The organism is Paenarthrobacter sp. 10N417, from assembly GCF_056394745.1.
In genome coordinates this window covers 64,708-74,803 of sequence record NZ_JBFTIL010000018.1, presented here as the reverse complement: position 1 = coordinate 74,803, position 10,096 = coordinate 64,708, and the positions used below count along the sequence as shown (strand labels likewise).

The following is a 10,096-nucleotide window of genomic DNA, read 5'->3' as shown; positions in this document are numbered from 1 at the left end:
ATCTGACAGGGGTTTGGCCGTGGGTCTGAAAGAGCTGACACCGCAGGAGCGTTCCGATGCTTTGGATAAGGCTGCGAAGGCGCGTGCTGTGCGGGCCGCAGCCAAGGAGCGGCTCAAACGCGGTGAACTGAGCATCGCTGAGCTGATCTCTTCAGGCACTACGGATGAAGCCATTGCGCGGATGCGGGTGGTGGAGCTGTTGGAGGCCCTCCCAGGCATAGGACCTGTACGTGCGGCCGGGATCATGGCGGAGATAGGCATCGCCGGATCCCGGCGCATCAGGGGGTTGGGAATTCACCAGGCCCGGGCGCTGGTAGATTTTATGGACACCCAGCAAAGCGTTTGACGCATCTCCCCGAAGGAATCCGTGAGCAAGAAACCTGGACTGACTGTCCTCGCAGGCCCAACTGCTGTTGGCAAGGGAACCGTATCCACCTACATCAGGGACAACTATCCAGAGGTCTGGCTTTCCGTCTCCGCCACCACCCGCGCCGCGCGTCCAGGGGAGAAGGACGGGGTTCACTACTTCTTCAAGTCCGCCGAAGAGTTTGACTCGCTGGTAGCTGATGGCGAACTCCTGGAGTGGGCCGTGGTCCACGGCCAGAACCGGTACGGCACGCTCCGGAGTACCGTGAATGCTGCCATTGCGGAGGGAAAATCGGTACTGCTCGAGATCGATCTTCAGGGCGCACGCCAGGTAAAAGCGGCTGTGCCGGATGCCAAGTTCGTCTTCCTGGCCCCGCCCAGCTGGGAAGAAATGGTGCGCCGGCTTGTGGGTCGCGGCACCGAAACTGCCGAGGAACAGCAGCGCAGGCTGGAAACCGCTAAACTGGAACTTGCTGCTGAACCGGAGTTTGACCACACCGTCATTAATGACGACGTTCGCCGGGCAGCGGACGAGCTTGTTTCACTCATGGGGCTAACCCCGCACGAGCGCTAAAAGCGCTTGCACTTGTCGGCCCGCTAGAATTTGGAGATTTCGTGTCCACGAACCTTGAAGGCATCATCAACCCGCCGATCGATTCGCTGCTTGAGGCTGCCGATTCCAAGTACGGCCTGGTAATCTTCGGCGCCAAGCGTGCCCGCCAGATCAACGCCTACTACGCCCAGCTGCACGAGGGCCTCTTCGAGTACGTCGGTCCCTTGGTAGACACCAAGCTGAATGAGAAGTCATTGTCGATCGCCCTCCGCGAGATCAACGAAGGCCTTCTGGTTTCCACGCCGATCGAGCCCGCAGAATAAAACAGACTGCCTGTTGACGGAGGTCACGTGCGCATAGTCCTCGGAGTCGGGGGAGGGATCGCAGCCTACAAGGTTGCATCGCTCCTCCGGCTTTTTACTGAAGCCGGTCACCACGTGACGGTGATCCCCACCGAAGCAGCAACCCGTTTCGTCGGTGTTGCTACGTGGGAGGCACTCTCCGGAAACCCGGTCAGCAACAGCGTCTTTGACGACGTCGAGAAGGTCAACCATGTCCGTCTGGGCCACGAGGCTGACTTGATCGTCGTCGCACCGGCCACTGCGGACCTCCTGGCAAAGGCAGCCACGGGCCAGGCCGGTGACCTGCTGACCAACACGCTCCTCATGGCTCACGGTCCGGTGCTGTTCGCTCCTGCGATGCACACGGAAATGTGGCAGCATGCTGCAACCCAGGCCAACGTGGAAACCTTGCGGAGTCGTGGCGTCACAGTCCTGGAGCCTGCCAGCGGGCGCCTGACCGGTGCCGATTCCGGCCCGGGCCGCCTGCCCGAACCTGAGGCCATTTTCACGGCCGCCATGGCGTTGGCTGAGGCCACCACGGAGGCGGATTCACCCAAGACTGTGCCGGCAGCACATGCTTCCCTCGCTGGCCGTACGGTGACGATTTCGGCAGGTGGTACCAGGGAAGCATTGGACCCGGTGCGTTTCCTGGGTAACCGTTCGTCAGGGAAACAGGGTGCGGCCTTGGCCGCGGCAGCGTTGGCTGCAGGTGCCACAGTGCGTTTCCTGGCCGCGCATATGGACGTCGAGCCGCCCGCCGGCGTCGAGCTCGTCCGCGTTGAATCAGCCTTGGAACTGCGTGAGGCAGCGCTGAAAGCGGCGGTGGATTCCGACGTCGTAATTATGGCTGCGGCTGTAGCGGATTTCCGTCCCGCAGAGGTTTCGGACACCAAGATCAAAAAGGTCGACGGCGAGGACGCGCCGTTGGTGCGCCTGGTTCGAAACCCGGACATCCTGCATGAACTGGTCGAACGGCGCAACGCCGAGGGTGGCCAGCAGCTGATCGTAGGTTTTGCCGCCGAGACCGGTGATGCCCAAGGCGACGTTCTGGAGCATGCCACGGCGAAACTCAAGCGCAAGGGCTGCGACCTCCTGGTGGTCAACCACGTCGGGGTTGGCCGCGTCTTCGGCCAGGACGACAACTCCGTAGTGATCCTTTCCGGCCATGGTGCCGAACCGCAGTCGGCGTCCGGATCCAAGTCTGACGTCGCTGCGGCCGTTATTGATCGGGTAGGCGCCGAGTTGGCCAGGGTTTTTCCGGCTCCGTAACATCTACCGGCGGTAGCCTCCGCCCCCAATTCTTAGCAAAGGGACACACGGCAGATGCCGCCGCCCCGCAACACAGTAAGGTGGTCGAGTGACTTTACCGCTGCACCATGAACACCATGGCACCCCGTCCAAGCTCCGGCTCTTCACTTCAGAGTCGGTCACTGAAGGGCACCCGGACAAGATCTGCGATCAGATCAGCGATGCCATCCTGGATGGGCTCCTGGCTGCCGATCCTGAATCCCGCGTTGCCGTCGAGACCATGGCCACCACCGGCCTGGTCCACGTGGCCGGTGAGGTAACCACTGACGCTTACGTCGAGATACCGCAGATTGTCCGCGAGACCATTCTTGGCATTGGCTACGATTCTTCCGCCAACGGTTTCGACGGTGCCCGCTGTGGCGTCTCGGTGTCCATCGGGCAGCAGTCCAACGACATCGCCGGCGGCGTCTTCAACTCCCTTGAGGCACGTGAAGGCCGCCAAGAGGACGACTACGATCTCCAAGGTGCCGGCGATCAGGGCATCATGTTCGGCTACGCCAGCGATGAGACTGCGTCCTACATGCCGACGCCCATCTGGCTTGCCCACCGTTTGTCGGAGCGCCTCACCGAGGTCCGCAAGAGCGGCGAACTTGCGTACCTCCGTCCGGATGGCAAAACGCAGGTCACGGTAGGGTACGACGGCGATCGCCCGGTTTCGGTTGAAACGGTAGTGATTTCCAGTCAGCACGCCGAAGATGCGAGCCTGGACCAATTGCGCGCCGACCTCGCGAGCCACGTCATCGATCCCGTTCTGGCCGCATCCAACCTTGACATCTCCCATGTAGCCAACATCCTGAACCCTGCGGGCGCCTTCGTGATCGGCGGCCCGGTTGGCGATGCCGGTCTGACTGGTCGAAAGATTATTGTCGATACCTATGGCGGCTTCTCCCGCCACGGTGGAGGCGCCTTCTCCGGCAAAGACCCGTCCAAGGTAGATCGTTCGGCTGCCTACGCCATGCGCTGGGTTGCCAAGAACGTGGTAGCTGCAGGTCTGGCCAAGCGCGCCGAGATCCAGATTGCCTACGCCATTGGCCAGGCACGTCCGGTGGGAACCTATGTAGAGACCTTCGGCACGGAAACTGTTGACCCGGCCCGCATCAGCGAGGCCATCAACGAGCTCTTCGATCTCCGTCCCCGCGCCATCATTGATGCCTTGGACCTCAAGCGTCCCATTTACACCAAGACGGCGGCTCACGGCCACTTCGGCCGCGACGAGCCCGACTTCACGTGGGAACGCCTGGACCGTGTGGCGGACCTGAAGGAATTCTTCAACGCCTGATCTCCCGCTCATCCGCCTGTGCCAGCGGCGTGTTTGTAACTTTGTCGGTGGCCCATGATTGGCTGGAGCCAGAGAGATGCCCGCAGTGGGTCAATCCCGCTGCGGGCATCCTTCGTTTCTTGCGTGGAAGGCCCGCGCAACTGAGTTGGAGGTGACGAGCATGGCCGGACACGAAGCCCAGCCGTCGCTGCTTCAACCTTCTTTGCTGCAAGGATTCCCGGATAAGTCCCCCGTCAGTGGACCTGCGCTGGCGGCTGAGAATCCGATAGCCCGCGTGGTGCTGGAATCCTCCCTGCCTCACTTGGACAGGCCCTTCGATTACAGCGTGCCCGCTGACCTCTCTGATTCTGCTGTTCCCGGAGTCCGCGTGAAAGTGAAGTTCAACGGCCAGGAGCTTAACGGCTTCGTGCTGGAACGCGTCGATACTTCGGATGCCGGTCACCCGCTGACCCCACTTCACAAAGTAATCTCCACACTGTCGGTCCTGACGCCCCACATCGCTGAGTTGGCTGGAACGGTAGCTGCGCGCTACGCCGGAACCTTGAGCGATGTCCTGCGTACTGCTGTTCCTCCTCGCGTTGCCAAAGTGGAGAAGGAGCTATTCTCCGGAGACGCAGCACGGGATTCGGAGCTTCCGTCAAATGTGCCAGACGCCCATGCCTGGGGTTCCTACTCCAACGGAGCACAGTACCTCCACCACCTGGCCAGTGGCGGATCGCCCAAGGCTGTCCTCACGGCGCTTCAGGGATTCGGCCCTGGGGGTTGGCCTTCGTTGGTTGCCTCAGCGGTTGCGGCAGTTCGGGCATCCGGCCGTGGTGCAGTGGTGGTCGTTCCCGATTACAGGGACCTCGAGCAGCTGGAAGTCGCACTTGCCAAAGTCCTGCCAGCGGGTGACGTCGCGCGGCTGACGGCTGACGACGGTCAAACTCCGCGCTACCGGAGCTTCCTGCGAATCCTCAGTGGCGAAGCGCGTGTAGCCATCGGCACCAGATCCGCCGCTTATGCGCCTGTCCGGGAGTTGGGCCTCGTAGTCTGTTGGGACGACGGTGACGACCTCCACATCGATCAGCGGGCTCCCTATGCGCACACGCGCGAAGTGCTGCTCCTGCGGGCCGAGCAGGAGAACGCAGCCTGCCTGATGGCATCCCACAGCCGCAGCACTGAACTCCAGCGCCTGGTTGAAATGCAATGGGCCGTGCCGATCGAGGCGCCGCGAACGGTCATTCGCTCCACTGTTCCGCGTGTCCTGAACACAGCTGACAGCTTTGAACAGGAACGTGATCCCCTGGCCCGGATTGCACGTTTGCCCGGAGCGGCATGGCGCGCCGCCAAGGAAGGCCTCGAACATGGCCCTGTGCTGGTGCAGGTTGCACGTGCTGGTTACGCGCCCTCTTTGGCTTGCGAGACGTGCCGGGAGCTGGCCCGCTGCAACAACTGCCAAGGACCGCTGGCCATCTCCAGCAGTTCCGCCATGCCGCTTTGCCGCTGGTGTTCCACGCCGGCACCGCAGTGGCGCTGCAACCATTGCAACGGCACGCAGCTGCGACGGGTTGCGGCAGGCGCCGTGCGAACGGCGGAGGAACTAGGGCGGGCTTTTCCTGGAAAAACGGTTATCACCTCGTCGGGGGAGAACATCAAGGCAACGGTGCCTGATGCTCCGGCATTGGTCGTTGCTACAGTTGGCGCCGAACCCGTGGCTCCCCAAGGGTACGCAGCGGCGTTGCTTCTGGATGGCAATTCATTGCTCCGCCGGGAAAACCTGCGGGCCGGTGAGGACACTGTTCGGCGGTGGTTCAACGCTGCGTCCCTGGTCAGACCCGCCAAGCAGGGGGGATTGGTCATCATCACGGCAGACGACACAACCGCTACCGGAGCCCTGCTGCGCTGGGACGCACCGGGCTACGCGTCGCGTGAACTGGCACTCCGGAAGGAACTCCAGCTTCCCCCGGCAGTGCGGGTAGCTTCAGTGACCGGGCCAAGGGCCGACGTCGCGCGCTTTTCCGATACCTTCGAGGCAAGCGTCAAGCTGAAGTCCGGTACAAAGCTCCGTAGCGCCGGACCGGCGCCCGTTCAGTTGTTCTCCGCTGGGCCTCAAGGCTCTGGAAGTGAGGCCGAGGCCGACGTCCGCACTCTGTACTTCATTCCTTACGCAGATGCCGCAGACGCTACCCGTGCCATGCGTGCCGTCAAGGCAGCGAATGCGGCAAAGCGCATAGCCGGCCCGGTTCAGCTGCGGCTGGACGGCGTGGACGTCTTGTAGCGCTTACGAAGCGCCACAACCTCTTCTGCCGCAGCCAGCAACTGCCGGGCGGATTCGTCCCAGTTGAAGTCTCCAGCACGTTCCACGGACCTGCGGGAACGTTCTTGCCACAATCTGTCATCGCCCAACGCCGTGACAGCCGCAGCGAACTCCGAAGGCGACTCGGGGTCAACATAGCTGACCGCATCGGCGCCCACTTCCCGGAAAATCGGAATGTCGCTGGCGATAACAGGAGTTCCCAGTGCCATCGCCTCCACCAGGGGCAAGCCATATCCCTCGGCCCGGGACAAGCTGATGAGTGCAGTCGCCCTGGTCAAAAGCCCTCCATATTCGGCGTCTGTTACACCGTTGTGGAACTGGACCTTGGCCCCGTGGGGGACCATGGCCTCAAGTTCCGCCCGACGCTGGGGAGTAATCCGGCTGAGCAAGTGCAGGGTGTAATCGGGCAGGCCTGCCATTCCCCGAATCATGGTTTCCACGTTCTTATACGGCATGAAAGAACCCATATACAGCAGGGTCTTATCCGCCCCGGCCGAAGGATCGCGGGGCGTCTGGCCGGGCTGTGGGGCATTGCCAACGATCCGCACGGGGCGCCGGGTCAAGGTGTACTTGGCCATCAAAGCCCCCGTGGTCCTGCTGATGGTGGCCACCACGTCGGCCCGGTTCAGCAGTACGCGCTGCGGCCAGAACGCCTTGTGGTACAGCCTCCACAGGAGGCGCACCGGAGCCGGAAGGAATCCCGGGGGAGCGGGGTGTTCGTAGTAGATGAGGTCGTGCAACGTAAGGATCAGGCCGTACTTCCGTCCCCAGGTTCCCATGGTCTGCATCGGGCACACCACCACATCCGCGCCCAAGGAGTTGACCTTGGCGGCAACGAACAGCTCACGAGGGGACAGCGGGCTGTTGACCATCACATAGGGCACGTCGGGAAGCAACGCGAGTTGGCGTTTGTCATTGATGAGCATGGTGACATCCGCAATTTTGGATGTTGCTGCAATGAGGCTTGAACCGTACCGGCTGATGCCATCGTGGTGGTCCGTCCTGGTGAAGCGGGCGTCGATGACAATTTTCACGCGGGGTGTTCCTCCAGGAAGGTGCGGATAGCTGCGGCCGCCGGGGCCGGCGTCTCGTAATGGATCAGATGCCCGACGTCGGGAATCACTTCCAGCGTGGCTTCGGGAAGGCGCTCCATCAGTTTGTGCTGGTTGGGCAAAGTGGCGATCTCGTCTTTTTCGCCGGCGATCAGCAGCACAGGGAGGTTCAACTCCTCGGCGAYGGCCCCCACGGTGCCCGATACGGATGCCTTGAATGACTCCAGCAAGCTCCTTCGATCGGCGAAGGCGCTGAAGTAGGCATCATGCTGGCCATGGATGAAGCGGCGCAGGTTTTTGTCTTTGGTTTTGGCCATCGTGATGCTCATGACCCGGACAATGGCGCGGTTGCGCAGGAGGGCAAGTCCGAGGCGCTTTGGAAGCTTGGCGGACACCTGGTAGTAAAACACCGCGAGCTTGGTCATGATCCCCTTGGGACCTTCCAAAGCGGGTGCAGCGATGGGGTTGATCAGGATCAAGGGATAAATGGCGCCCGGGTTCCGGGCCGCAAAATGACTCGCGACGATGGAGCCAAACGAGTGGCCCAGCAGCACGGTCTTGGGACCCAGGCCCAGCGCGGCCATGAAGCCGGAGATGAAATGTCCGTAACGCTCAACCGAGTGTTCGTCGTCGCGGAAAGGATCTGAACTGCCAAACGCCGGGAGGTCGGGCATGATAATCCGCATGTCCGGAAGCAGGTCCGCTACACGGAGTAATCCATGGTGGTCACCCCTAAAACCGTGAATGACCAAAATCGTGCGGGTATCCTGCGTGTGTTTGACGGGTTCGTATGTCCAATAAGCTACTTTGCTGCCATCGACGTCCACGTCGGAGGCAACGGTACGTCCCGGCAGGGACTTGCTGAAGAACTCAATCGGGGCATCTGCACCTTCAGGGGTGTGCGCGGTGTCCACTTTTTCCATTCGGCGTTCCTAATTCACGTTGTCCGGGTGCGAGCCCGTGCGGTGGTGGCGTTCAAGCGCGGCCATGCCGTCCATGTCTGCTGCCTCGAGTTCGAAGTCGAAAACAGCAAAGTTCTCTTTGATCCGACCAGCGGAGCTGGCTTTCGGAATCACGAGGTTCCCAAGCTGGAGATGCCACCGGATGATGATCTGGGCGGGGGTCCTGCCGTACTTTTCAGCCAAGTCCACGATCGCGGGGTCGGCCAGGACCTGTCCACGGCCCAATGGACTCCATGCTTCGGTTCGGATCCCGAGTTGTTCGTGCAGTGTCCGCAGCCTGGCCTGCTGAAGCCAAGGGTGCAGCTCGATCTGATTAACGGCTGGGACCACTTCGGCTTTCTGCATGAGTTCTTCCAAGTGCCCGGGCTGGAAATTCGAAACTCCTATGGCCCGCACTTTGCCTTCCCTGTAAAGGGTTTCCATGGCTTTATACGTCTCTACGAAGAGGCCTCGGCCGGCACATGGCCAGTGGATGAGGTAAAGGTCCACGTAGTCCAATCCGAGGTTGGCCATCGATGAATCGAAAGCGCGGAGCGTGGAGTCGTAGCCGTGGTCGTCATTCCAGACCTTGGTGGTGACAAAGACGTCTTCCCGCGCCAAGGCGTGCACGGATTCTCCGGAACCGCCCGTGCCGAGGTTTGCCTCGTTGGCGTCGCCGATTGCACCACCAACCGCGCGGCCTACGCCCACTTCATTTTGATACATGGCCGCGGTATCGAAGCGCCGGTAGCCTTCGCCGAGGGCAGTACTCACCAAAGTCTCAGCTTCTTTTGGCGGCACTTTATAGAGCCCGAATCCCAAGCGGTCCATCATCACGCCGTTGTTCAAGGTCAGCCGGGCCGGGAATCTCATAGCAACGACTCTACCCATTCCGCGGCGGAATGCCTCAGGACTGGCCACTGAAACTCACCAAGCGGCGCGCTGAGGCTTCATCAAGGATGAGGTCGGTGGCAAGTCCCGCTGCCAAGGCGCCCTGCAGGCCATTGATTTTGGAGGCGCCGGACACGACGCAAATCCGGCGTCGTACCTGCCGTAACTGTTCATGGCTTGGGCCGGTGGACCGTTCGTTCAGCGTAATGCCGTCAGATGATCCATCACTGCGGAAGAAGACCGTGGCGACGTCGCCCACTACGTCGTCGGCAGCCAACATGTTGAGGTCTCGTTCGTCGAGGTAGCCGCCAGCGTACACATGGCTTGGATAGTCCGAATCTACGGATCCAACACCGAAAATAGCGATGCTCATGCGCGCCTGCAGATCCAGGATGCGTTGAACGCTGCGCTCATTCCACATGGCCGTCTTGGTCGCTGCGTGATCAAAAAACGCGGGCACCGGAAATTGTTCCACCCGCGCTCCATAGGCGCTGCCAAAGCGCCGCATGATGTCGCTCGCATAGGTGATGCCGGTTGTTTGCATGTTCCCGGCGCCGTTGAGTTGGACAACGATGGTGTCGTGCGTGACCTTCCTGGTCAGGTGCCGGCTCACAGCGCTTAGCGTTGCACCCCAGGCAATGCCAATGATGGCATTGGAATCCACCAGGGGTCCTATGGTCCGCGCTGCCTGCATGGCAACGCGGTCCAGCGTCTCCGCCTCGTTCAAGGTGTCCAGCACCGGCACCACGTGGACGTCCACTTTGAATTTGTCGCGAATCTGGCTCTCCAACTCGGGAGCGGTGTCAAACGGGCTGCGGATCTGGACCTGGACCAGACCTGTTTCCCGGGCGGAAGACAACAGCCTGGAGACGGTGGAGCGAGAGGTCCTGAGCTCCCGCGCGATCGCGTCCATGGTCAGGTCCTGCAGGTAATACATTTGTGCGGCCCGGAGGGCATCCGAGTGACGTGAGCGTCCCATCTCATTTCCTTACTGCACGTTTGTGCAAATAGCTTGACTCCATTTTCCACCTTCGCCAGATTAGTGGTGAAAGGTGCAGCGAACGTA

10 protein-coding genes are annotated in these 10,096 nt (G+C 61.4%); 6 read left to right on the top strand and 4 right to left on the bottom strand.

Features of this window, described 5'->3' with window-relative positions; genetic code table 11:
* Positions 1-19: 19 nt before the first annotated feature.
* From mihF to AC1DCM_RS19850, 6 genes are all read left to right on the top strand, one after another.
* Complete coding sequence (gene mihF / locus AC1DCM_RS19875; RefSeq protein ID WP_477519446.1) at positions 20-346, top strand: integration host factor, actinobacterial type; 327 nt, start codon at positions 20-22, stop codon at positions 344-346.
* A gap of 21 nt (positions 347-367) precedes the next feature.
* Positions 368-940, top strand: coding sequence for a guanylate kinase (gene gmk / locus AC1DCM_RS19870; protein ID WP_442017748.1), 573 nt, complete (start codon positions 368-370; stop codon positions 938-940).
* 41 nt (positions 941-981) lie between these two features.
* Positions 982-1,242, top strand: a complete 261-nt coding sequence (gene rpoZ / locus AC1DCM_RS19865) for a DNA-directed RNA polymerase subunit omega (protein ID WP_017197559.1) — start codon at positions 982-984, stop codon at positions 1,240-1,242.
* 27 nt (positions 1,243-1,269) lie between these two features.
* Entirely contained in the window at positions 1,270-2,529 is a 1,260-nt protein-coding gene (coaBC, locus tag AC1DCM_RS19860) for a bifunctional phosphopantothenoylcysteine decarboxylase/phosphopantothenate--cysteine ligase CoaBC (RefSeq protein WP_477519445.1), read from the top strand.
* Between the two features lie 88 nt (positions 2,530-2,617).
* Positions 2,618-3,847 carry a methionine adenosyltransferase gene (gene metK, locus AC1DCM_RS19855; protein ID WP_216925574.1) on the top strand — a complete coding sequence of 410 codons (1,230 nt, stop codon included), beginning with the start codon at positions 2,618-2,620 and terminating at the stop codon, positions 3,845-3,847.
* Positions 3,848-4,007: 160 nt separating this feature from the next.
* Positions 4,008-6,107, top strand: coding sequence for a primosomal protein N' (locus AC1DCM_RS19850; protein WP_477519444.1), 2,100 nt, complete (start codon positions 4,008-4,010; stop codon positions 6,105-6,107).
* On the opposite strand, the gene AC1DCM_RS19845 is transcribed toward AC1DCM_RS19850, so the two are convergent.
* The 4 genes from AC1DCM_RS19845 to AC1DCM_RS19830 are packed head-to-tail and all read right to left on the bottom strand — an operon-like array spanning position 6,074 to position 10,009.
* Positions 6,074-7,180 carry a glycosyltransferase family 4 protein gene (locus tag AC1DCM_RS19845; protein WP_477519443.1) on the bottom strand — a complete coding sequence of 369 codons (1,107 nt, stop codon included), beginning with the start codon at positions 7,178-7,180 and terminating at the stop codon, positions 6,074-6,076. The genes AC1DCM_RS19850 and AC1DCM_RS19845 overlap by 34 nt on opposite strands.
* Positions 7,177-8,121 carry an alpha/beta fold hydrolase gene (locus tag AC1DCM_RS19840; protein ID WP_477519442.1) on the bottom strand — a complete coding sequence of 315 codons (945 nt, stop codon included), beginning with the start codon at positions 8,119-8,121 and terminating at the stop codon, positions 7,177-7,179. Before AC1DCM_RS19840 ends, AC1DCM_RS19845 begins: the two co-directional genes overlap by 4 nt.
* A 9-nt stretch (positions 8,122-8,130) precedes the next feature.
* On the bottom strand, positions 8,131-9,012 hold the full coding sequence (locus AC1DCM_RS19835) for an aldo/keto reductase (protein WP_477519441.1): 882 nt from the start codon (positions 9,010-9,012) through the stop codon (positions 8,131-8,133).
* Positions 9,013-9,046: 34 nt separating this feature from the next.
* Positions 9,047-10,009 carry a sugar-binding transcriptional regulator gene (locus AC1DCM_RS19830; protein WP_477519440.1) on the bottom strand — a complete coding sequence of 321 codons (963 nt, stop codon included), beginning with the start codon at positions 10,007-10,009 and terminating at the stop codon, positions 9,047-9,049.
* Positions 10,010-10,096 lie beyond the last annotated feature (87 nt).